We start from the raw sequence: 21,048 nt of genomic DNA on the forward strand, positions 1-21,048 counted from the left end.
GTTCATGGTACCGCCCGCGACGCAGGCCCGGTTCGGCATTTTGCCCATGCCGGCCTTTCCGCCCGGCAGGTCCTTAAGGCTTTGTCCGTTTGCTCCTCATGTGGGGCCGGACACTCTGAAGATCCCCGCTCGTTTGTGCAGTGGACCGTGGTGTAACGCGGCCCTGTGTTGCAGCCGGCGGAACATCCTCACCTCGGCCCAAGGACCCTCCTGCGGATTCCATCACGCCACTTTTACAACAGCCGCCCTCCGCAAGAGGGGTGGCCGTTCAGGACACAGGAGGCCCTTTTGGCCGATGCCCGTCAGCCCAGCGCGAATAGCGCCCCATCGAGCAGCAAACAGCACTATTCTGGAATTGCCGAACAGTCTAAGGAGACCATGACCACCCAGAAGCACTCCGGATCCGATTCCGACGCCCAGGACATGAGTCCTGAACAAATCCAGGCCGTGATCGACCGGATTCTTTCCAAGGATGTACCTGCGCAGGCATCCGACGACAACGACGCCAACGGTGTGTTCGGCAAGGCGCAGGCGATTTCCACGCTGGACCAGGAACACAGTATTTATGACGGCGACCAGGAAGACCTGGCCGAACGCCGCGCCCTTCGGCGTACCGCGGGACTGTCCACCGAACTCGAGGACGTCACAGAGGTCGAATACCGGCAGCTGCGCCTGGAGCGCGTTGTCCTGGCCGGCCTGTGGACGGAGGGGACTCTTGCTGATGCGGAGAACTCCCTCCGTGAGCTCGCCGCCCTTGCCGAAACGGCTGGATCCGAGGTGCTGGACGGTATTGTTCAGCGCCGGCAGAAGCCGGACCCCGGGACCTTCCTCGGATCCGGCAAGGCCCAGGAGCTCAAGGACATCGTCGCCGCCACCGGCGCAGACACCGTAGTAGTGGACACGGAGCTTGCCCCGTCACAGCGACGCGGCCTTGAGGACATCGTGAAGGTCAAGGTAGTCGACCGGACCACACTGATCCTGGACATCTTCGCCCAGCACGCCAAGAGCCGCGAAGGCAAGGCCCAGGTTGAGCTCGCACAGCTCGAATACCTGCTCCCGAGGCTTCGTGGTTGGGGTGACTCCATGTCCCGTCAGGCCGGTGGCCAGGTGGGTGGAGCAGGCGCCGGCATGGGCTCGCGCGGTCCTGGTGAAACCAAGATCGAACTCGATAGGCGGCGAATCCGCACCCGCATGGCCAAGCTGCGTCGCGAAATAGCCGCGATGAAGCCGGCGCGCGAGACTAAGCGCGCCAACCGCCGTCGTAATGCTGTTCCGTCCGTCGCCATCGCCGGGTACACGAACGCCGGCAAGTCGTCCCTCCTGAACCGCCTCACGGACGCCGGTGTCCTGGTGGAGAACGCCCTGTTCGCCACCTTGGATCCCACGGTCCGCAAGGCGCAAACTCCGGATGGCATCGGCTACACCCTGGCAGATACCGTTGGGTTCGTTCGTTCATTGCCCACCCAGCTGATTGAGGCTTTCCGGTCTACATTGGAGGAAGTGGCGGACGCAGACCTGATCCTCCATGTGGTGGATGCATCACACCCCGATCCTGAGGGCCAGATCGCTGCTGTAAGGACCGTTTTCACCGAAGTGGATGCCCGTAAGGTTCCTGAAATCATCGTCCTCAACAAGGTCGATGTCGCGGATCCTTTTGTGGTGGAGCGCCTCAAGCAGAAGGAACCCCGCCACGCAGTGGTGTCCACCCGTACGGGCCAGGGCATTGCCGAACTGTTGGAAGACATCAGCCGATCCATTCCCCGGCCGGGCGTGCGCCTTGAACTGCTCATTCCCTACGACCGCGGGGAAATGATCAACAAACTGCACAATTCCGACTCGGAAATCCTCAGCCTTGAGCACGAGGAGAACGGGACCCGCGTAGTGGTCATGGTGCGCGAAGGCCTGGCCGCCGAACTGGAGTCATTCGTCAGCAATGGTTGAGAAGGTGGCGGCGGACGCCGTCAAGTCGGTGGGGGAGAAAGCCACCCTCGAGTTGTTGGACCGGGCTGTTGCCGGCATGGGCGGACAAAGCCGTGCGGGTCAGCATGAAATGGCCAAGCATGTGACCCGGGCTATTGAAACCGGGGAGCATTTGCTGGTTCAAGCGGGAACGGGAACGGGCAAGTCTTTGGCTTACCTTATTCCGTTGATCGCTCACTCCATGGACAGCAACAAACCGACGCTGGTGTCCACCGCCACCCTGGCACTCCAGACCCAGATTGTCGGCCGTGATCTTCCCCGGCTGCTGGAGACCATCAACCCTGCCCTTGAGCGCCCCGTCAACGTGGCGTTGGTCAAGGGCAGGGCCAATTATGTGTGCCTGCAGAAGCTTGAAGGCGGGTTCCCCAGCGAGGAGCCCTCCGAAGGGCAGCTGTTCTCCCTGGGGGAGGACACCAGCGTCCCTCACTTTGCTGCCTCCACGGGTGGACCCCAATCGCAGCTGGGCAAGGAAGTGGTCCGCCTCAGGGAATGGGCGGAGAAGACCACTACCGGAGACCGCGACGAACTCATGCCCGGCGTCACCGACAGGGCTTGGCGGCAGGTTTCCGTCACGTCCATGGAGTGCCTGGGTGCCCAGAAGTGCCCCGTGGCAGAAGAGTGCTTCAGTGAGCTGGCCCGTTCAAGGGCTGGTGAGGCCGACGTCGTAGTCACCAACCATGCCATGTTGGCCGTCAGCGCCTTTGAAGGCCTGGCTGTCTTGCCCGAGTACGACGTCGTGGTGGTTGATGAGGCGCACGAGCTTCAGGACCGGGTAACCGGAGCCGTTTCAGGACAGTTATCCGTGGCCATGGTCCACGCGGCGGCATCAAGTGCCCGCAAGCATACGGCCATCACCGTGGACGCCCTCAACGCAGCTGCGGACAGCTTGGATATGGCCATAGCTGGCGTGCCCAACGGTCTGTTGCCCAACGGCCTCAACGACGAACAGCTGGATTGCCTTGACCAATTGCGGGACGCCACGCGCGCCGCGCTCTCGGACTCGAAGACGGATTCTTCAAACGCGGTCGACGGCGGACGGCAGCTTGCGCGCTCACGGCTCATGCTCATCCTGGAACTGTGCGAGCGGATGCTCGCCGCGAAGGAGAACCGCGAAGTGGTCTGGTTCTCGCGGAACAGCACGTTCGACCCCCAGCAGGGATATTCTCCGCCGGACGAGACAGCTCCTGCATTGATTAATATTGCCCCGCTCAGTGTGGCGGGGCGGCTTCGAGAGGGGCTCTTTGCCGGCCATACTGTGGTGCTGACCTCTGCGACCCTGGCCATCGGCTCGGCCTTCGAGCCCGCCGCGGGTGGTCTTGGCCTGATTGGAGACGGCGCGCCGAGCTGGACGGGCATTGATGTGGGATCGCCCTTCGACTATCCCAAACAGGGTGTTCTATACGTGGCAAAGCACCTGCCCAAACCGGGCCGCGGTACTTCGCCGGAGGCGCTGGACGAATTGGAAGACCTCATCCGGGCGTCCGGGGGCGGAGCGCTTTGCCTGTTCTCCTCGCGGCGTGCTGCCGAAGAAGCCGCCGATGCCATGCGGCTCCGGCTGGATGTGGACATTCTCTGTCAGGGAGAATCCACCATGGCGGCCCTGGTGAAGCAATTCGCGGACGAGCCAGATACGTGCCTCTTCGGAACCATGTCCCTGTGGCAGGGGGTAGACGTTCCGGGTGGCTCATGCCGACTGGTGGTTATTGACCGCATTCCCTTCCCACGTCCTGACGATCCCCTGATGACTGCCCGTTCCCGGGCGGTTGCCCAATCGGGCGGGAACGGTTTCATGGCCGTGTCAGCCACGCACGCTGCCATTCGGCTGGCGCAGGGCGCTGGCCGACTGATCCGCTCGACGGGAGACAAAGGGGTGGTCGCGGTACTCGACTCCAGGCTTTCGACCGAGCGCTACGGGGGCTTTCTACGTGCCGCCCTGCCGCCGTTCTGGGCCACCACGGACCGGTCGGTGGTTCGAGGCGTTCTGGAACGTCTGGGCTCGGCTAAAGCCCCGTAATGCACAGCTTCCCGTGAACACCTGCTGGTGTCCACGGGAAGCTGCGTTTAAAGGGCGTGAGCGCTTAAAGAGAGCGCAGTACCGAGACGACCTTGCCCATGATGGTGGCCTGATCTCCGAGGATGGGCTCGTACTGGGTGTTTTGGGGGAGCAGCCACGTGTGACCGTCCCGCTGCCGGAAAGTCTTCACGGTTGCTTCATCATCCAGCAGGGCGGCAACGATGTCGCCGTTGATGGCATCATTCTGTCGCCGGACCACCACCCAGTCGCCGTCACAGATAGCAGCATCGATCATGGAATCGCCGGCCACCTTCAGCATGAACAGTTCGCCATGCCCCACGAGTTGCCGTGGGAGTGCAAGCACGTCTTCCACCGTCTGGTCAGCCAGGATCGGTCCACCTGCCGCGATGCGCCCCACCAAGGGGACCATGGCGGTATCACTGGCGCTGGCTAGCTCGGTGACGGCCAGGCCACCGGCGCTGCGAAGGGTGGTCGGAGCGTCCACACCGGGGATGGGCCCGCCATCAAGGGTTAGGGGCATCAGCACTTCCATGGCGCGGGGACGCTTGGGGTCCCGGCGGAGGTAGCCGAGCTTCTCCAATTGGGACAACTGGTGCGTGACGCTGGACAAACTGGCCAGACCCACGGTGTCGCCGATTTCGCGCATGCTGGGAGGGTAGCCGTTGTCATTGACTGACCTCTGGATGGTCTCCAGGATCTTTTTCTGCCGGACGGTCAGGCTTTTGGGACTCTTTTGAGGCTGTTGGCTCCGCAGGGGTGCCCCTCCGCCTGTGGCTTTCGCTGCCATGTTCGCCAATGCCTTTCCATTCCGCCCTGATGAGGGCCAGGGGTGTCAGGTCTGCAAAAATGTCAGACCCTCCTGTTCCACTGAAACAGTGCTGCTTCTTCACTCAAACGTAGGGCAGGCACAGGCGTTTATCAAACATTTGTTCTAGCGAGTCTCGACACCGTTCGTTGATAAGTGCTAAAAATGTCATAGCAAGGTTCGAATATGTGTTCTATAAACCTGATGCTGAAGCTGGATGTTCGAACAAAGCGTTCGAACATCCGGGGCAGGCCCAGGGGAACACAAAGAATTGGCAGCCAGGCACCGGGCATCCCGGAGCGTGGCAATAGCTCAGAAGGGCTCAGCTCATGTCCGCAGTCACTACGTTCGCTGATTTCCGTACTACCCAGGCACCCGCTCGCCTGCGCCTGACCCGAAGGGGACGGATCGTCTTCTTCGGCATCCCGGCCATGCTGTTGGTTGCAGCGTTGCTGAGTCTTGCCGGATTTATCAACTCCCCGGCCAAGGCAGCCGACTCGCAGTCCCAACTGCGTCCGCCTGTTGCCGTCACTGTTACAGTCCAGCCAGGTCAGTCCCTCTGGGGCATCGCCGGCGCTGCCGCTCCCGAGCGTGACCCCCGCGACGTCATCGCCGAGATCATCCAGCTCAACGACCTCCGGGGCGGCCGCATCCTGCCCGGCCAGCAGCTGTTCGTCCCTGCAAACTGATCCCTCGGCACCCGCAGAAATCAAGGGTCGGGCGTCACAGTTAGTCGGCAGTCCCGGCCGCCCCTTAAACTGGGTTGGTGAGTGACCAGCTTGAGCGACTTGACCGACTTCCCCTTCGGACCAACCTGCGTGGATTGAGCCCCTATGGCGCACCGCAGCTCGATGTCCCGATCCTGCTCAACGTCAACGAAAACACTCATGGCGTCCCCGCAGATGTCCAAGCCGCCATCACTGAGGCCGTGGCCGCTGCGGCCACCGGGCTGAACCGCTATCCGGACCGGGAGTTCACCGAACTTCGTGAAGCCTTGGCCGAGTACCTTGGCCACGGGCTTTCCCCGGACAACATCTGGGCGGCCAACGGATCCAACGAGGTCCTGCAGCAGATCCTCCAAGCCTTTGGTGGACCCGGCCGCAAGGCATTGGGCTTTCCTCCCACGTACTCCATGTACCCCCTGCTCGCGAGTGGCACTGACACCGAGTATGTCCGCGGAGTCCGCGCGGACGACTACGGGCTGGACGCCGAATCGGCCGCTGCTCAGGTCCGGGAAACGGGCGCCAACATCGTTTTCCTGTGCTCGCCCAACAACCCCACAGGTACGGGCTTGGGATTGGACGTCGTGGAGGCTGTTTACGAGGCCGGCGAAGCCAGCCAGGCCATGGTGATCGTGGATGAGGCCTACCACGAGTTCGCACACGACAACACGCCGAGCGCCCTGACCCTGTTGCCCGGACGCGAGCGTCTGATCGTCTCGCGCACCATGAGCAAAGCATTCGCTTTGGCGGGCGCCAGGCTCGGATACATGGCGTCAGCCCCGGAAGTCACGGACGCCATCAGGCTGGTCCGTCTCCCATACCACCTCTCTGCCGTGACGCAGGCAACGGCCCTCGCTGCGCTGAATCACCGCGAAGCCCTCATGGCCGACGTCGAGGACATCAAGGTCCAGCGCGACAGGATTGTGACTGAACTGCTCCGCATGGGCCTCCAGCCTGCTGCTTCGGACTCCAACTACGTCTTCTTTGGGGGACTGGAGGATCCACACACTATCTGGCAGGGCCTGCTGGACGCCGGCGTGTTGATTCGCGACGTCGGTATCCCGGGGCATTTGCGTGTCACCGCTGGAACCGAGCCGGAAACTACTGCGTTCCTGGAGGCCTTGGAAGCCCTGCTGGACGGCACCGCGCCGCACCACGCCTAAACTTGTTCCTAGACCTAACCCACCCCTCCGTGTATAAGGATGTCCCAATGAGCGAAACCGGCGCCGCGCCGACCGCTGCCCGCACCGCGCGCATGGAGCGCACCACCAGTGAGTCTTCGGTCCTGGTGGAGATTAACCTGGATGGTTCAGGCGTCTCGGATATCAGCACTTCGGTTCCGTTCTACGACCACATGCTGACGGCTCTGTGCAAGCATTCCCTGATTGACATGACCGTCAAAGCTACTGGCGACACCCACATTGACGCCCACCACACGGTGGAAGACGTCGCCATTACCTTCGGCGAGGTCCTCCGAACGGCGCTGGGCAATAAAGCCGGTATTCGTCGCTTTGGTGAAGCCACGGTTCCTTTGGACGAAGCCTTGGCGCACGCCGTCGTTGATGTTTCCGGACGACCCTACCTGGTGCACGGTGGCGAGCCGGTCGGACAGGAATACCACCTGATCGGCGGACACTTCACGGGATCGTTGACCCGTCACGTTTTTGAAGCAATTACGCTTCACGCCGGAATCTGCCTCCACATGAACGTCCTGGCCGGCCGCGACCCCCACCACATCGTTGAGGCCCAGTTCAAAGCCTTTGCCCGCGCGTTGCGTGCAGCTGTTGAGTCCGATCCCCGTGTGGAGGGCATTCCCTCCACTAAGGGCGCACTATGAGCGGCCAGATTCTGAACAATGGAGCCGTGGCCGACGCCATAGCGTCCGTAAAGCCGGAGTCGCCTGAAGGCAAGCCAACCGTCACCGTGTTGGACTATGGATCGGGCAACGTTCGCTCTGCCGTCCGCGCCCTCGAACGTGCGGGCGCGCACGTGGTGTTGAGCTCCAAGCCTGAGGACGTGCTCAACGCTGATGGTCTGGTGGTGCCCGGAGTTGGTGCCTACGAGACCGTGATGAAGGAACTCAAGTCCGTTGATGCCATCCGCATGATAGGGCGTCGGGTTGCCGGTGGCCGTCCTGTGCTGGCCATCTGCGTGGGTTTGCAGGTTCTCTTCGAAGCCGGAGTTGAGCACGGCACCGAGTCCGAAGGCATGGCTGAGTGGCCAGGCAAGGTTGAGCTCCTTCCCGCTCCAGTGGTGCCGCACATGGGTTGGAACACCGTGGACGTCCCCGAAGGCTCAAAGCTGTTCGAAGGTGTTGAACAGGAACGCTTCTATTTTGTGCACTCTTACGGAGTCCAGGAGTGGAACTTCGACGTCGTTCAGCCCCGTATGGCTCCTCCCATGGTGACGTGGTCCGAGCACGGTGCACGCTTCATTGCCGCAGTGGAAAACGGCCCGCTCTGCGCCACGCAGTTCCACCCGGAGAAGTCAGGGGATGCCGGGGCCCGGCTCCTGCGAAACTGGGTGGATAGCCTCCGTAAGCCCGCTTCGAAAGAATCCGGAAGCGGTGCCGCTTAGATGTGGTGGTCGGTATTACTTATGGGCCTCGCCGGCCTGCTGGTAGGTGGGGGGATCTCCTTCCATCAGCAGAAAAAGCCGCGTTGGGTTTCTATTTCTTTCTACGTGCTGGCAGGGATGTCCCTCCTGGCCGCCTATCTCCTGACGCTGGGAAACTGAACCAGTCGTTCAACTAGCCGCATCACCCTTTTCGAACTTCAAGGACACACATGACCTCCTCCGCCCAGTCCGTTCTGGAACTCCTGCCGGCCGTTGACATTGTTGACGGCCAAGCGGTCCGCCTCCTCCAAGGAGAAGCAGGCTCGGAAACCAGCTACGGGACCCCGCTGGAAGCAGCACTGAACTGGCAGAACGCCGGTGCCGAATGGGTGCACATGGTGGACCTCGATGCAGCTTTCGGACGTGGAGACAACGCCGCGCTCATCAGCGAGGTGGTGTCGCAGCTCGCCGTCAAGGTGGAGCTCTCCGGCGGACTGCGGGATGACGAGTCTCTTGAGCGTGCACTGGAACTGGGTGTCGCCCGCGTGAACCTTGGAACCGCGGCGTTGGAGAACCCCGAGTGGACCCGCCGTGCGATCGACCGCTTTGGTGACAAGATCGCCGTCGGCCTTGATGTCCGCGGCACAACGCTTGCCGGACGCGGTTGGACCAAGGAGGGCGGCGACCTCTGGGAGGTTCTTGCCCGCCTCGAGGATGCCGGCTGTGCGCGTTATGTAGTCACCGACGTCACCAAGGATGGAACCCTTCAGGGGCCGAACGTGGAACTTCTGCGCCAGATGGTTGAGAAGACCGGTAAGCCTGTGGTCGCCTCCGGCGGTATCTCCAGCCTGGAAGACCTCCGTGTCCTGCGCGAACTGGTCCCGCTGGGTGTTGAAGGTGCGATTGTTGGCAAGGCTCTCTACGCCGGTGCCTTTACTCTGCCCGAAGCACTGGACGTTGCCGGCCGCCGCTGATGCCTCATAACGCAGGTCACCAGCACGGGGATCAAGGTCAGGCCAGGCGCGAGCTACCCGGCCACATCGCGGCTGCGTTGGCCGGCGCCGGGGGAGCTACGGACTCTGCAGGCCAGCCCTGGGCCGGTAGGAGCCTCAGCGGTGACGACGCCAAGATCCACAATTTCGAGGACGACGACGGCTCAGCGGACCCCGGGTACGTAGCCGCCGTCGCGGCTCTGATCAACGGAACCGGCAGCGAGGCAGACGTTGTGGCCTCCTTGGCGACGGCACGGGTTTTCGTTCCGGTAGTTGCTCAGTTGGCTGAAGAAGCAGAAGGCGTTGACGGCCTGCACGCTGACAAGCAAGCGGATATGGCTTTGGTCACACTGAAGGCTCCTGATGGCCGCACGGCCATGCCGGTCTTTACCTCCGCAGCCGCTCTCGAGGCATGGCACTCGGAGGCCCGGCCGGTTGCCGTTTACGCCGCGCGTGCGGCGCTTTCGGCGGTATCCGAGGGCGCGCAGCTGTTGGTGCTGGATCCCGGTTCCGACTTTGCCTTTGTTGTGCGGCGCCCGGCCGTGTGGGCCCTTGCCCAGCAGAAGGACTGGACGCCGTCATACCTTGATGATCAACTGGAGTCAGCTCTCGCTTCAACGGTCTCGGCCTTTCAAACGGTCCGTCGCCTTGAGACGCAACCCGGCGGCGGTGTTGCGTCGCTGACGGCCGATGGCCGCCAGGTCTCAGGAGGCGGTGCGGGGCCGGAACTACGCGTTGTTCTTTTCCTTGAGGATGGACTCGACGCCGTAGCAGTGCAAACTCTCGTTGCCCAATTGAACGAGGCGTGGGCGCAAATGGATTCCTTTGCCGAAAGCGTTGATTCCATGGAAGTAAAACTGCAGCGTGCAGCACAGGAGCCCACGCAGTATTAACGGCAGTACCGGTTCCCCGGGGCTGCCCTGGGGAACAAGAGGATTTAGCCAGTGAACTTCGCTCTCTATAAAGAGATGCTGTCCATCCGACCTGTCCGGCGTTTGCTGATAGTGGGCATGATTGCCCGCATTCCGCACTCGGCTGCTGGCGTGCTGCTCACGCTGCACATCGTGCTCACACTTGGCCAGGGTTATGCCGCCGCCGGTGCAGCAGCTGCTGTGATGACCATTGGCATTGCGCTGGGCGCTCCTTGGCGCGGCCGCCGCGTAGACATGGTGGGCCTCCGCAAGGCGCTGATCCCTTCAGTCGTCTCGGAGACTGTCATCTGGTCGATCGTCCCGCATGTTTCCTACGAGTGGTTGCTGCCGCTGGTGTTCGTCGGCGGCCTTTTCACGCTGCCGATCTTCAGTGTCGTCCGGCAGTCTCTGGGCGTCATGGTCGACGGCGAGCAGCGGCGTTCGGCGTTCGCCCTCGACTCCATCGCCACCGAGCTGGTCTTCATGATCGGGCCGGCTGTGGGGGCAATCGTCGCCACCAGCGGTTTTTCGGCTATTGGGCTCACGGCCGTGGGCGTCTCCGTGTCCGTGGCCGGGCTGTTCCTGATGTGGTTCAACCCGCCCACCCGCAGCGAAGCGGTCTGTACTCCGCAGGAGTCCGCGGACCGGGCTGCAGCTGACCTGGTTGCTGCCGAGGCAGCGATGGTGGCGTCAGCGCCTGCCCACGTCCAGGAGGCGGCGTCGGAAATGGCGTCGTCGACATCCCGAACTGCAGGCCTTAGAAATCGTGTGGCCAGGAACTTTACGTGGTTCACCGTCTCTGTTGGTGCACTCTTCACTGTTGCTGCGGGATCGGGCATGGTGTTGAGCGGTTCCGATGTCAGCATCGTGGGTCTGTTGGAACGCGGCGGGCACCAGAATGAAATCGGTATTGTGTTCTTCTTCTGGTGCGCCGCGTCGGTGGTTGGTGGCCTCATTTACGGGTCCATGAAGCGGTCCATCTCGCCCATGCTCCTGCTGTTGGGCATGGCCGCATTTACTATTCCGATGGGATTTGCCCAGGACACCTGGACTCTGGCGTTCCTCTCGCTCCTGCCTGGCTTGTTGTGCGCCCCGGTCTTGTCTGCCTCTTCCGAGAAGGTGGCTGACCTCGTTGAGGAAGAGCGCCGGGGTGAAGCCATGGGCTGGTACGGCTCCGCGCTGACCGCAGGAGTCGCGCTCGGCGCACCTCTGGCCGGAGTCTTCATCGACACCGTTGGACCGTCCGGCGGGTTCGCGGCCGTGGGAATCGCCGGCGTCGTCCTGTGTGCGGCGGGACTCGTCCTGACGTCCTTGCGTCGCCGGGCAGCACGGGTCTGAAAAGCTCACCTGACGACGACGGCGGGTCGACCACCTGGTCGACCCGCCGTCGTAGTTTCTTGCCGTAGTTGGTGCTAGTTCACCGGTCCGGTGAACTTTTCGCCCGGGCCCTTGCCCGGTGCGTCGGGAATGAGTGACGCTTCGCGGAAGGCCAGTTGCAGTGAGCGCAGGCCATCGCGCAACGGACCTGCGTGCTGTGAACCGATCTCCGGGGCGGCTGCCGACACCAGGCCGGCGAGGGCGGTGATCAGCTTGCGGGCCTCGTCCAAGTCCTTGAGGTCCTCGGCATTGGGGTCATCTGCCAGGCCAACCTTGACGGCCGCCGCACTCATGAGGTGGACGGCGCCGGTAGTAATAACTTCCACGGCCGGAACTTCAGCGATGTCGCGGATCTGCTGGGACACCCCGGCATCAACGGCGGGGGCGGCGTCTTCGCTATAGGAGTTACGGGAATTGCTGTCTTCAGTGCTCATACTGGTAAGCTTGTCACAGACCGACTGGAAGTCGTTATTCACAGGCAACATGCGCAATACATGCTCCCGCCTCACGCAATGTGCGCTTGGCGGGTTGTTTCTGTAGAATTGGTTTTCAGTTTGCAAGCGGAGTTCTCTCCCACCCGCGTCAGCCGCTCCCTTCGGGGACAGGATCCCTTTTCGGGACAAGAGGTTGCCGGGTACCTGGTCGGACGCTTTTGGAGGCACTGCCTCCGGATGCGTGTGCTTCCCTGGAGGAAGTGCTACCGATCTTCGAGGCCTTCGATTGCACCAGCAATTGGGGGCCTTCTCTATTTGCCGGTGACATCACCACAACCACAGGAGCTTTAACATTAGCGAGCCAAGAATCAATGAGCGTATCCGCGTCCCCGAGGTGCGGTTGGTCGGTCCTGCCGGCGAACAGGTAGGAATTGTCCGCATCGAGGACGCCCTGCGTCTTGCTGCCGAGTCCGATCTCGATCTCGTTGAAGTTGCCCCGCAGGCTAAGCCTCCTGTTTGCAAGTTGATGGACTTCGGTAAGTACAAGTACGAAGCCGCAGTGAAGGCCCGCGAGGCCCGCAAGAACCAGACCAACACGGTTCTGAAGGAAATCCGCTTCCGCCTGAAGATCGACAAGCACGACTACGAAACCAAGCGCGGACACGCACTTCGGTTCCTCGGTGCCGGCGACAAAGTGAAGGCCATGATTCAGTTCCGCGGCCGTGAGCAGCAGCGCCCCGAGATGGGTATCCGCCTGCTGCAGCGCTTCGCTGAAGATGTTGCTGAGGTTGGCATCATCGAGTCCAGCCCGCGCATTGACGGACGCAACATGGTCATGGTGATCGGCCCCCTGAAGAACAAGGCTGAAGCCAAGGCTGAAGCGCGCCGCGCTACGCAGCGTGCTGAAGCCAAGGCGCAGAATGAAGCCAAGGCGTCCGGACGTGTTGACACCAAGGGCGAGCAGGCTCCGATGACTCAGAGCCTCGCTGACCTTCTGCCCGAGGGTTTCAAGGTCACCGAAGAGGAGACCACGCAGGAAGCGGCCGAAGCCCCCGAGGCCCAGGCATCGGTTACTGAAGAAGCTCCCGCTGCTGAGGAAGCAGCGGTTGCTGAAGAGGCCCCGGTTGCTGAAGAAGCACCTGCTCCGGATGTTGAAGAAGCACCCGTAGTGGAGGCGCCTGCAGTAAAGGCAGCGCCGGCACCGGCCAAAGCAGCTCCCGCCAAGGCAGCACCGGCACCTGCGAAGGCAGCCCCCGCCGCCAAGGCTGCACCAGCTGAAGCAGCTCCGAAGCCAGTGGTTCCGGCAGCCGCCCCGAAGCCCGCAGTTCCTTCGGCTCCGAAGCCCGTCGCCAAGCCGGCAGCTCCCAAGCCGGCAGCTCGGCCCGCAGCTCCCAAGGCTGCGCCCAAGCCAGCATCACGCAAGACCAACTAGTTCAACGCCGTGGAGGCTCTGCCTCCATCGGCAAGCAACCAGCACGCCGACCCTCGTAGGCCGGCTGCACGATAGAATCGCGGACTTGTCCGTGGATACGTAAGGAGATCGGTTCCCATGCCGAAGATGAAGACCCACAGCGGTGCTAAGAAGCGCTTCAAGCTGACCGGTACCGGCAAGCTGAAGCGTCAGCAGGCCAACCGCCGTCACTACCTGGAGCACAAGTCCTCCAGGCTGACCCGTCGCCTCGCCGGCGACAAGCTCGTCTTCAAGGGCGACGCCAAGGTCATCAAGAAGATGCTCGGCGTCTAAGTTCCAAGTTCTTTGGTTACTGCCATCCGGCAGGGACCGACTACACCAAAAGCCTTCTCAGGCCGGCCGGGTTTCCGGCAGTAGCAGCTTGGGATAAAGATTTCTGAAGGAGTACGCACGTGGCACGTGTGAAGCGGGCGGTAAACGCCCACAAGAAGCGCAGGGTTGTCCTCGAACGCGCAAAGGGTTACCGCGGTCAGCGTTCGCGCCTTTACCGTAAGGCCAAAGAGCAGCTGCTGCACTCGTTTGTGTACAGCTACGGTGACCGCCGCAAGAAGAAGGGCGATTTCCGTCGCCTCTGGATCCAGCGCATCAACGCTGCATCCCGCGCCAACGGCCTCACCTACAACCGTCTGATCCAGGGCCTCAAGGCCGCTGAGGTCGAGGTTGACCGCCGCATGCTGGCCGAGCTGGCTGTCTCCGACGCCAACGCTTTCGCCGCTCTGGTGAACATCGCCAAGGCAGCACTTCCGGCTGACACGTCCGCTCCGGCCGCTGCTGCTGCTCCCAAGGCTGCTGCTCCCAAGGCTGCCAAGGTTGCTCCGGCTGCTGCCACTGCAACCGCTGTCAAGGCTGTCGTTTCCGAGAAGCCGGCCATCGACGGCGCAGTTGCTGCTGATGGCGACGAGGCTCCGGAAGGCTACGCCATCAAGGGCAACGCTGAGTCCAAGAAGTACCACGTTCCGGGTTCCACCTGGTACAACACCACCGCTGCTGAATACTGGTTCTCCACGGTTGAGGCTGCAAAGGCTGCCGGCTTTGAGCCTGCAGGCGGAGAAGCCCGCCAGCAGATCAAGAACTAGTCGCAACTGCCACTAAAGTTCTTTATATGAACGAAACCGGGCGCCCGCAAGACTTTCCGATGACCAACCCCCGAGCTGATCGGGTGAGGGACGTCGCCAAGCTTGCCGGGCGCCCGGCCCGTTTAAAGCGCGGTCGTTTCCTTGCAGAAGGACCGCAAGCGGTGCGTGAGGCGTTGACCTTGCACCGTGAGCGCACCGCGGCCGGAGGTCCCGCCGTCGTGCATGAAGTTTTTGCCAGTGAAGCGTGCTTGGAGCGCCTTCCTGAGCTTGCCGACCTCGCACAGGGAACCCTGCTCCGGCTTGCCAGTGACGAAGTCCTTGCGGCCATGGCTGACACTGTAAACCCCCAGGGCATTGTTGCCGTGTGCAGCTTCGTGGATGTCAGCCTTGAGTCGGTACTCGACGCCGGTCCCCGCCTGATCGCGGTGATGTGCCAGGTGCGCGACCCCGGCAACGCCGGAACTGTGCTGCGCGCGGCCGATGCTGCCGGCGCCGATGCTGTTGTCCTCACCGGCTCGAGCGTGGACATCTACAACCCCAAAGCTGTCCGCTCTACTGCGGGTTCCCTCTTCCACCTGCCGGTTGTACTCGGCGCCGATGTTGACCAGCTCGTAGCGCAGTGCCGGGAGCGCGGGATCGGCATTCTGGCCGCTGATGGCTATGGATCCATCAACCTGGACCAGCTGCAGGACGAGAATGCGGCGCGGAGACTCGGGAATGATTCCGTAGCTTCGGACTATGCCCTCGAGTCTCCTACGGCATGGCTTTTCGGTAACGAGGCACAGGGGTTGTCGGATGCCGAGCTGGCACTGGCTGATCACCGGGTGGCCGTACCCGTTTACGGGGCAGCTGAAAGCTTGAACTTGGGCACGGCCGCCACCGTGTGCCTTTATGCCAGTGCGCGTTCCCAGCAGAGCGCCAGGGCGGGGAATGTGTAAACAGCTCTAGGCTTTGACCACGTAGATTTAACGCAAAAGATGGGCTCCGCTACGGCGGAGCCCATCTTTTTGTTCCTGCGCTTTGTCTCGTCGCTAGGTGTTGGGCGGCGCGTCGGATCCGTGGCTCCTGATCAGGGGCGCGTCGGTTCCGCGGCGTCTGTAGGCGGGGACGTGAACAGGGGCTTTCTGCGCTCCAGCAGGCCGCTGAGCAAAGCTACTCCAAGGCCGAGGATGGCCAGCACAGCGCCCACCAACGCCGGAGCAACGTAGCCCCAACCCCAGGCAATAACAGTTCCGCCAAGGAACGCGCCGAGAGCATTGGCGATGTTAAGGGCTGAGTGATTCAGAGAGGATGCCAACGATGCCGCGCCAGGTGCAGCGTCCAGGAGTCGGGTCTGCAGGGCAGGGGTCAGCATGGAGCCGATGCCGCCCACTACGAACGCCATGATGAAAGCGGCCCAAGCCCAGTGCGCAGCGATGGCATAAACCACCAGCGCTACGGCGATTCCCGGCATGACCCAGTAAATGGTGCCCATCACGGACTTGTCGGCAAGGCGTCCGCCAACGATATTGCCCACCACCATGCCTAGTCCGTAGAGGGCCACGACGGCGGGGATCAGGTTTTCGGGTATTTCAGCCACGGATGTCATGGTGTGTGCGATGTATGTGTACACGGCAAAGAAGCCGCCAAATCCAATGACGCCGATCAGCAATGCCAGCCAAACCTGAAGCCGCTTGAGTGCTCCGAGCTCGCGCCGGATGCTCGCCTCCGGGTGGGCTGCTTCGAAGGGGACGAACTTACACACCATGGCAACGGTCAAGAGTCCGATTGCGCCGACAATGACAAAGAGCAGCCGCCAGCCGAAGGTCTGACCCACCCACGTGGCCACAGGGACGCCGATGACGTTGGAGACCGTGAGTCCTGCCATCACCATGGAGATTGCCCATCCCCTCTTGGTAGGGGCGACGAGGCCGGCAGCGATGACGGCTGCCACTCCGAAGAAGGCTCCGTGGGGAAGGCCCGAAGCAAAGCGCGAGAGCAGCATGAAGCCGTAGTCGGGTGCGATGAAAGACGTCAGGTTCGCCACGGACAGGAACAGCATGAGCCCCAGGGCAAGGTGCTTTCGGGGGAGCTTTGCCCCGAACGCTGCAAAGACGGGAGCGCCAATGACCACACCCAGGGCGTAAGCCGAGATGAGGTTGCCGGCCTCGGGGGTGCTGATGCCCAGCCCTTCCTCGATCTCCTTCAACAGGCCCATCATGGCGAACTCGGTGGTTCCGATGGCGAATCCGCCCATGGCCAGGGCCAGGATTGCCAGGCCAAGGTGGTTCCTTGCTGTTTTGGCGGTGGCGGACGGGGACACGGTGGTAGTCATAAGCCTGCTTCTTGAGGGTGCCTTGTGGGCTGGGGAATGCGGAGAAAAATCCGATAACAAGTTTAGTCCCGGGCCAGTGACTTGGGGCCGGTTTGTGACGATGCCCATGGTCCGGACCACCATAGACTGTTGCGGTGACTGGATTGATAAATGTCGTGGGCGCCGCCGTCGTCGACTCCCTGGAGGCCCCGACCCGCCTGCTGGCCGCACGCCGCACAGCACCACCCCAGTTTGCAGGGATGTGGGAATTTCCGGGCGGCAAGGTGGAAACCGGAGAAACAGCGGAGGATGCCCTGCACCGGGAGCTCGCCGAAGAACTGGGAGTTCAAGTGAACCTGGGACCGGAGCTGGAGTCCGGCAACATCGTCGGGTGGACGCTCAACGAGCGCGCTGCCATGCGGGTGTGGTTTGCCGAACTGACAGCGGGGGAGCCTCGGCCCCTGGAAGATCACGATGAACTGCGCTGGGTGTCGTTAGCTGACAGTGACCAACTACTCGGTCTTCCGTGGATACCGGCGGACCTGCCCATAGTCCGGGCTTTGCTGGATAGGGTTGCCGCTCCAGCGTGAGCACAAACGCTTAGAAGAGCGGCTGTTGCCCCGGGAGGGGAGCACTGACTCGCGCGGGGGCCGCTGTGGGACCGGAAGCGCCGCGGGCATTCCGATGGCTGAATCCAGACGTCCCAGTGAAGCCGTACTTCGCCTTGAAAAAGGTGATCCTTCCTGTGAGCCAGGTGCGGTACTCCTTGGAGGCATAGGATCCCTGGCCATAGAGCCGCCGGTACTTACCCACAAGTTGCGGATGCTGGGCGGCCAGCCATTGCGTGTACCACTCGCGTGTTCCGGGCTTGAGGTACAAAGCGCCCGCGGTGACTCCGGTGGCTCCAGCCTTGGTCAGTTCAGTGAAGAGGGAGTCGAGTGCTTCGTCCGAGTCCGTGAGCCACGGGAGAATCGGCATGGCCATAACGCCGCATCCTAGGCCGGCGTCTCGAAGGCGGGCGATGAGCTTCAAGCGCGCCCTGGGAGAAGGAGTGCCGGGCTCGATCAGTGCAGCCAGATCTTCGTTGGTCATGGCCAGAGAGATGCCCAGGTCCACAGGCACTTGCGTAGCTGCGTGCTTGAGCAGCGGAATGTCCCGCGCCAGCAGTGTGCCTTTGGTCAGAATGGAGAATGGTGTTCCTGAATCGGCAAGGGCTCGGATGATTCCTGGCATGAGGGCGTAGCGGCCTTCTGCGCGCTGGTAGGGGTCTGTGTTGGTACCCAGGGCCACTTGCGGACGTTGCCAGGAGGGTCTAGCCAGTTCTTTGCGGAGAACTTCGGCGGCGTTGATTTTGACCACCACTTGCGAATCGAAATCCCGGCCGGCGTCGAATTCCAAGTACGTGTGGCTCTTGCGGGCAAAGCAGTACACACAGGCATGGCTGCAACCGCGGTACGGATTAACGGTCCACTCAAACGGCATGTTGGATCCGGTTGGCACCTTGTTGAGCACTGACTTTGCGGTGACCTCATGGAAGGTGACGCCCGAGAACTCGGGTGTTGAGATGGAACGCACAAGCCCGGCCAGTGGCAACAAGGCATCCAGTGCCGGGGCAGGGCCCGGAGCCTGAGTGTCACTGGTTTCTGACGCCGGTCCACGCGAAGGTGACAATGCTTGTGCGTCCCATCTCATGGACTCTATTCGAAGGTATGTTCGAATGAATGTCAAGGCCTTGAGACCAATGACCGGATCACAGGGGCTGGCGCATTGCTAAGGTTGGCCCATGATTCTGCTGACCGGCTTCGAACCTTTTGCTGAGGACACTGTGAATCCTTCGTGGCTGGCAGCGCGGCGGGCGAGGGAGTTGCTCGCCGCGAAAGGCATCACCGTTGAAGCGGTGGAGCTGCCGTGCGTCTTTGGCGAGTCGGCAAAGGTTCTCACCGATGCCATAGCCCGTCTGAACCCTGACATTGTGGTCTGCACTGGCCTTGCCGGAGGCCGTGGACGGATTTCCCTGGAACGCGTCGCCATCAACTGCGATGACGCCCGGATACCGGACAACAAAGGGCAGCGCCCCATTGATGAAGAGGTCGTCCCGGGCGGGCCTGCGGCATACTTCTCCAGCTTGCCCATAAAAGCTGCGCTCCGAAACCTCCAGATCGCGGGAATCAAGGGAGAAGTCTCACAATCTGCCGGCACCTACGTGTGCAACCACATCTTCTATGCGCTGATGCACTCGTTGGCAGCCAAGCCCGGTATCCGCGGCGGATTCGTCCACGTCCCCTATCTGCCGGAGCAGCTTCCGGAAGGCAGCGCAACGCCGTCCATGCCGTTGGAGACGATGGCAGAAGGAATCGCCGATATTGTCAGGACTGCCCTGCACACGCAGGCCGATGTGAAATATTCGGCCGGGGCTATCCGCTAAACAAGCTCCCATTCAACCCGGATGCTCGCCGAAACCGAGGACTCTCCAGCTTCCAGGGGCATGGACTCCGCAGTGAAGGATGCCCTCACCATTCCACCCAAGGGTATGGGGCCGCCGTGCAGCGGCTCCTGGGAGATGGAGACCACCTTCCCAAGCCGGGACGAAGCCAGCGATGCGTACTGTTCGGCTCGGGCCACAGCATCCTGCCACGCCGCCTCCTGCGCCTGGGCAGTGACGGAAGAAGAATCTGCAAAGCCTTGTTCTATCCCGTTAATCCGGATCTCGTCTCCGCCGGCAGCAACAGCGGCAGCAATCGCAGCTGGAGCGTCCGCCTGGGAACGGATGCCCACCTGCAGATCGGTGGAAGCCACGTAGGCTGTCACTTTCTGACCTTGCCCCTCCACCCAGACAAGGTCTGCGCGAAGGTCCAATCCGCTCGTTCGAAGATCCAGCGCGGAAACACCCGCACCCCGCAAACTGGCTGCAACAGCGTTGGCCGTCTTGCCGGCGTCGTCATAGGCTTCAGCGGCCGTGCCGCGGCGCGTTTCCACACCGAGCGTCAAGGTCACCAAATCCGGAACCGCCTTCGCGCTCGCGGTTCCCGTGACAGTGATGGTTCGGTTCATGCTTCGGCCTCGATTCGCTGGCCCGCAGGGCTGCCCTGCCGGCGGGGGTGAGTGTCAACGTAGCCGCCAGCTGCAAGGCCGGCCTGCCGTTCAAAGAAATTCCTCGACGCCGGATTCCCGCTTCGAAGCATGGACCAACCAGCGGCGATGCCGTAAAGGGCCAGGAAGGGAAGGCCGAGACAGTACGCGTACTGGGTACTGTGCCGTTCCTCATGGCCCAAGAGCACTGTGTTGCTTCCGGCCACGCCCTGCGGCGCCCGGTACAAGATGACGTTGCCCAGGGTAAAAGCGCCGGCGTGTGGGAGTTTCCAGTGATATCCGGCAGCGATCAGAAGCCCGCGGGGGCCGCTGGACACGGCACACCGGGACGCAGCTGCCACCACCAATCCCAACGGCGTGGAGAGGTTGAGGACGTTTGCGATCTGCCGTACGCGCTGCGCGGGAGTCATGAAGCCATGCTAACCCGGTGGTGTATGGCGCGGCACGGGGTATAGACGTCCCCGACGGTGCCACCGTGGTGGATTACGAGGATGAGAAGTACAAAGGCAAGCGGATCACCGCTGCCAACCTGGACCCAGCCAAGCTGGCGGAGTCATCCAGCTCCGAGAGCCCCTTCGAACTGAAAAGGGACGGGGACTTCTACGTCATCTCCATGGGCGGAGTGACCGGCGGTGAAAGCGGCGACTCCTCATCATCCGCCATGGCGAAGTCCATGTTCGACGAAGCGTCTGTGAAATTCACTTTCCCGGGCAAAGTGGTGGAGGCTAAAGGTGCCACAGTTGATGGCAACACGGCCACGTTTGACATGCTTTCCGTCAATGAGTCAGTGGTCCAAGCCAAGGCAGAGGCCAACGCTGGAATTCCGATGTGGATCATCTGGATCCTCGTGGCAGTCCTTGTCATTGCCGCCGCGCTTGTCCTTCTGTTCGTCCTGTTGCGCAAGAGGTCTTCCCGGCAGGAACCGGCGCTCGCCGGTGCAGCTCCGTACGGACAGCCGGGTTATGCAGCCCAGCCGGGTTATCAGGCACAGCAGGTCCAGCCGGGCCAGGAGGGCTACCAGTCCCAGCCCCAACCGCCGGCCCAGCGCCCCCAGCAGGACTGGGCAGGGCAAGGTTACACTCCGGGTGCGCCGGCTCAGCAGCCCGCCCCACCGCCGGGCCAAACGCACGGCGACGGCCCGGTACCTCCGCCGCCGCCGGCACCGCCCGCTTCCGGCGCCTAGGCGCTGCCGGATTTCTGGGACAGCTACTGCCCCTCAGCGGTTCCCGCCGGGTCATGGGCTGTACAAATTCGCGGCGGTTAAATCCCGACTGTGAGGTTCAACTAGACTGAAGGGTAGTGCCTG

23 protein-coding genes are annotated in these 21,048 nt (G+C 62.4%); 17 read left to right on the forward strand and 6 right to left on the reverse strand.

The window, feature by feature from the left end:
- Positions 1 to 378 precede the first annotated feature (378 nt).
- The gene (gene hflX / locus LDN70_RS07835) at positions 379 to 1,941 is read left to right on the forward strand and encodes a GTPase HflX (RefSeq protein WP_142939625.1); all 1,563 of its coding nucleotides are present in this window, start codon (positions 379 to 381) and stop codon (positions 1,939 to 1,941) included.
- Positions 1,934 to 3,994 (forward strand): ATP-dependent DNA helicase, encoded by a 2,061-nt coding sequence (locus LDN70_RS07840; protein ID WP_223942241.1) that lies wholly within the window; start codon positions 1,934 to 1,936, stop codon positions 3,992 to 3,994. The genes hflX and LDN70_RS07840 overlap by 8 nt, the downstream gene beginning before the upstream one ends.
- Positions 3,995 to 4,058: 64 nt before the next feature.
- Here LDN70_RS07840 and lexA read toward each other — a convergent pair whose 3' ends face one another.
- Positions 4,059 to 4,802: a transcriptional repressor LexA gene (lexA, locus tag LDN70_RS07845; RefSeq protein ID WP_142939623.1), complete on the reverse strand. Its 744-nt coding sequence runs from the start codon at positions 4,800 to 4,802 to the stop codon at positions 4,059 to 4,061.
- A gap of 347 nt (positions 4,803 to 5,149) precedes the next feature.
- On the opposite strand from lexA, the gene LDN70_RS07850 reads away from it, so the two are divergent.
- The 8 genes from LDN70_RS07850 to LDN70_RS07880 all read left to right on the forward strand — a co-directional run bounded on the left by LDN70_RS07850 (position 5,150) and on the right by LDN70_RS07880 (position 11,339).
- Complete coding sequence (locus tag LDN70_RS07850) at positions 5,150 to 5,509, forward strand: LysM peptidoglycan-binding domain-containing protein (protein WP_024820374.1); 360 nt, start codon at positions 5,150 to 5,152, stop codon at positions 5,507 to 5,509.
- A 77-nt stretch (positions 5,510 to 5,586) separates the two neighbouring features.
- On the forward strand, positions 5,587 to 6,705 hold the full coding sequence (locus tag LDN70_RS07855) for a histidinol-phosphate transaminase (protein ID WP_142939622.1): 1,119 nt from the start codon (positions 5,587 to 5,589) through the stop codon (positions 6,703 to 6,705).
- Between the two features lie 47 nt (positions 6,706 to 6,752).
- A complete protein-coding gene (gene hisB, locus LDN70_RS07860) occupies positions 6,753 to 7,379 on the forward strand; it encodes an imidazoleglycerol-phosphate dehydratase HisB (RefSeq protein ID WP_223942242.1) in 627 nt (208 codons plus the stop codon).
- The gene (hisH, locus tag LDN70_RS07865; protein WP_142939620.1) at positions 7,376 to 8,119 is read left to right on the forward strand and encodes an imidazole glycerol phosphate synthase subunit HisH; all 744 of its coding nucleotides are present in this window, start codon (positions 7,376 to 7,378) and stop codon (positions 8,117 to 8,119) included. The genes hisB and hisH overlap by 4 nt, the downstream gene beginning before the upstream one ends.
- Complete coding sequence (locus LDN70_RS21290; RefSeq protein WP_170224929.1) at positions 8,120 to 8,278, forward strand: CG2302 family histidine operon protein; 159 nt, start codon at positions 8,120 to 8,122, stop codon at positions 8,276 to 8,278.
- Positions 8,279 to 8,328: 50 nt separating this feature from the next.
- On the forward strand, positions 8,329 to 9,072 hold the full coding sequence (priA, locus tag LDN70_RS07870) for a bifunctional 1-(5-phosphoribosyl)-5-((5-phosphoribosylamino)methylideneamino)imidazole-4-carboxamide isomerase/phosphoribosylanthranilate isomerase PriA (RefSeq protein WP_142939619.1): 744 nt from the start codon (positions 8,329 to 8,331) through the stop codon (positions 9,070 to 9,072).
- On the forward strand, positions 9,072 to 9,983 hold the full coding sequence (locus LDN70_RS07875; RefSeq protein ID WP_166842806.1) for an SseB family protein: 912 nt from the start codon (positions 9,072 to 9,074) through the stop codon (positions 9,981 to 9,983). Before priA ends, LDN70_RS07875 begins: the two co-directional genes overlap by 1 nt.
- 51 nt (positions 9,984 to 10,034) lie before the next feature.
- Positions 10,035 to 11,339, forward strand: a complete 1,305-nt coding sequence (locus tag LDN70_RS07880; RefSeq protein WP_166842805.1) for an MFS transporter — start codon at positions 10,035 to 10,037, stop codon at positions 11,337 to 11,339.
- Positions 11,340 to 11,413: 74 nt separating this feature from the next.
- Here LDN70_RS07880 and LDN70_RS07885 read toward each other — a convergent pair whose 3' ends face one another.
- Positions 11,414 to 11,812, reverse strand: a complete 399-nt coding sequence (locus LDN70_RS07885; protein ID WP_142939616.1) for a DUF1844 domain-containing protein — start codon at positions 11,810 to 11,812, stop codon at positions 11,414 to 11,416.
- Between the two features lie 394 nt (positions 11,813 to 12,206).
- Here LDN70_RS07885 and infC point away from each other — a divergent pair, with 394 nt between their 5' ends.
- From infC to LDN70_RS07905, 4 genes are all read left to right on the forward strand, one after another.
- Positions 12,207 to 13,244: a translation initiation factor IF-3 gene (infC, locus tag LDN70_RS07890; RefSeq protein WP_238703447.1), complete on the forward strand. Its 1,038-nt coding sequence runs from the start codon at positions 12,207 to 12,209 to the stop codon at positions 13,242 to 13,244.
- A 117-nt stretch (positions 13,245 to 13,361) separates the two neighbouring features.
- A complete protein-coding gene (gene rpmI, locus LDN70_RS07895) occupies positions 13,362 to 13,556 on the forward strand; it encodes a 50S ribosomal protein L35 (RefSeq protein WP_011774324.1) in 195 nt (64 codons plus the stop codon).
- 119 nt (positions 13,557 to 13,675) lie between these two features.
- Positions 13,676 to 14,359 (forward strand): 50S ribosomal protein L20, sunset domain variant, encoded by a 684-nt coding sequence (gene rplT, locus LDN70_RS07900; RefSeq protein ID WP_142939614.1) that lies wholly within the window; start codon positions 13,676 to 13,678, stop codon positions 14,357 to 14,359.
- 26 nt (positions 14,360 to 14,385) lie between these two features.
- Entirely contained in the window at positions 14,386 to 15,297 is a 912-nt protein-coding gene (locus LDN70_RS07905) for a TrmH family RNA methyltransferase (protein ID WP_223942243.1), read from the forward strand.
- 131 nt (positions 15,298 to 15,428) lie between these two features.
- On the opposite strand, the gene LDN70_RS07910 is transcribed toward LDN70_RS07905, so the two are convergent.
- A complete protein-coding gene (locus tag LDN70_RS07910) occupies positions 15,429 to 16,673 on the reverse strand; it encodes an MFS transporter (protein ID WP_223942244.1) in 1,245 nt (414 codons plus the stop codon).
- A 134-nt stretch (positions 16,674 to 16,807) separates the two neighbouring features.
- Here LDN70_RS07910 and LDN70_RS07915 point away from each other — a divergent pair, with 134 nt between their 5' ends.
- A complete protein-coding gene (locus LDN70_RS07915; protein ID WP_142939611.1) occupies positions 16,808 to 17,242 on the forward strand; it encodes a (deoxy)nucleoside triphosphate pyrophosphohydrolase in 435 nt (144 codons plus the stop codon).
- 10 nt (positions 17,243 to 17,252) lie between these two features.
- Here the strand turns inward: LDN70_RS07915 and LDN70_RS07920 are convergent, their stop codons facing one another.
- Positions 17,253 to 18,344: an Rv2578c family radical SAM protein gene (locus LDN70_RS07920; RefSeq protein WP_223942245.1), complete on the reverse strand. Its 1,092-nt coding sequence runs from the start codon at positions 18,342 to 18,344 to the stop codon at positions 17,253 to 17,255.
- A gap of 91 nt (positions 18,345 to 18,435) precedes the next feature.
- On the opposite strand from LDN70_RS07920, the gene pcp reads away from it, so the two are divergent.
- Positions 18,436 to 19,077, forward strand: coding sequence for a pyroglutamyl-peptidase I (gene pcp / locus LDN70_RS07925; RefSeq protein ID WP_223942246.1), 642 nt, complete (start codon positions 18,436 to 18,438; stop codon positions 19,075 to 19,077).
- Here pcp and LDN70_RS07930 read toward each other — a convergent pair.
- Positions 19,074 to 19,703, reverse strand: a complete 630-nt coding sequence (locus LDN70_RS07930) for an SIMPL domain-containing protein (protein ID WP_223942247.1) — start codon at positions 19,701 to 19,703, stop codon at positions 19,074 to 19,076. The genes pcp and LDN70_RS07930 overlap by 4 nt on opposite strands.
- Complete coding sequence (locus LDN70_RS07935) at positions 19,700 to 20,152, reverse strand: hypothetical protein (RefSeq protein WP_166842800.1); 453 nt, start codon at positions 20,150 to 20,152, stop codon at positions 19,700 to 19,702. Before LDN70_RS07935 ends, LDN70_RS07930 begins: the two co-directional genes overlap by 4 nt.
- Before the next feature lie 17 nt (positions 20,153 to 20,169).
- Between LDN70_RS07935 and LDN70_RS07940 the strand changes: the two genes are divergently transcribed.
- Positions 20,170 to 20,925 carry an LppM family (lipo)protein gene (locus LDN70_RS07940; RefSeq protein WP_223942248.1) on the forward strand — a complete coding sequence of 252 codons (756 nt, stop codon included), beginning with the start codon at positions 20,170 to 20,172 and terminating at the stop codon, positions 20,923 to 20,925.
- Positions 20,926 to 21,048: the final 123 nt, after the last annotated feature.

The sequence above is a fragment of the Arthrobacter sp. StoSoilB22 genome, assembly GCF_019977315.1.
In the GTDB taxonomy this organism is placed as follows: Bacteria; Actinomycetota; Actinomycetes; order Actinomycetales; family Micrococcaceae; genus Arthrobacter.

Coding starts and splice junctions, on each gene's coding strand:
- hisH (WP_142939620.1), top strand. CDS start 7,376: ATGAGCGGCCAGATTCTGAACAATGGAGCCGTGGCCGACGCCATAGCG.
- LDN70_RS07935 (WP_166842800.1), bottom strand. CDS start 20,152: ATGACTCCCGCGCAGCGCGTACGGCAGATCGCAAACGTCCTCAACCTC.
- LDN70_RS07910 (WP_223942244.1), bottom strand. CDS start 16,673: ATGACTACCACCGTGTCCCCGTCCGCCACCGCCAAAACAGCAAGGAAC.
- hisB (WP_223942242.1), top strand. CDS start 6,753: ATGAGCGAAACCGGCGCCGCGCCGACCGCTGCCCGCACCGCGCGCATG.
- priA (WP_142939619.1), top strand. CDS start 8,329: ATGACCTCCTCCGCCCAGTCCGTTCTGGAACTCCTGCCGGCCGTTGAC.
- rpmI (WP_011774324.1), top strand. CDS start 13,362: ATGCCGAAGATGAAGACCCACAGCGGTGCTAAGAAGCGCTTCAAGCTG.
- LDN70_RS07850 (WP_024820374.1), top strand. CDS start 5,150: ATGTCCGCAGTCACTACGTTCGCTGATTTCCGTACTACCCAGGCACCC.
- LDN70_RS07840 (WP_223942241.1), top strand. CDS start 1,934: ATGGTTGAGAAGGTGGCGGCGGACGCCGTCAAGTCGGTGGGGGAGAAA.
- lexA (WP_142939623.1), bottom strand. CDS start 4,802: ATGGCAGCGAAAGCCACAGGCGGAGGGGCACCCCTGCGGAGCCAACAG.
- LDN70_RS21290 (WP_170224929.1), top strand. CDS start 8,120: ATGTGGTGGTCGGTATTACTTATGGGCCTCGCCGGCCTGCTGGTAGGT.
- LDN70_RS07875 (WP_166842806.1), top strand. CDS start 9,072: ATGCCTCATAACGCAGGTCACCAGCACGGGGATCAAGGTCAGGCCAGG.
- LDN70_RS07905 (WP_223942243.1), top strand. CDS start 14,386: ATGAACGAAACCGGGCGCCCGCAAGACTTTCCGATGACCAACCCCCGA.
- LDN70_RS07930 (WP_223942247.1), bottom strand. CDS start 19,703: ATGAACCGAACCATCACTGTCACGGGAACCGCGAGCGCGAAGGCGGTT.
- pcp (WP_223942246.1), top strand. CDS start 18,436: ATGATTCTGCTGACCGGCTTCGAACCTTTTGCTGAGGACACTGTGAAT.
- hflX (WP_142939625.1), top strand. CDS start 379: ATGACCACCCAGAAGCACTCCGGATCCGATTCCGACGCCCAGGACATG.
- LDN70_RS07920 (WP_223942245.1), bottom strand. CDS start 18,344: ATGAGATGGGACGCACAAGCATTGTCACCTTCGCGTGGACCGGCGTCA.
- LDN70_RS07885 (WP_142939616.1), bottom strand. CDS start 11,812: ATGAGCACTGAAGACAGCAATTCCCGTAACTCCTATAGCGAAGACGCC.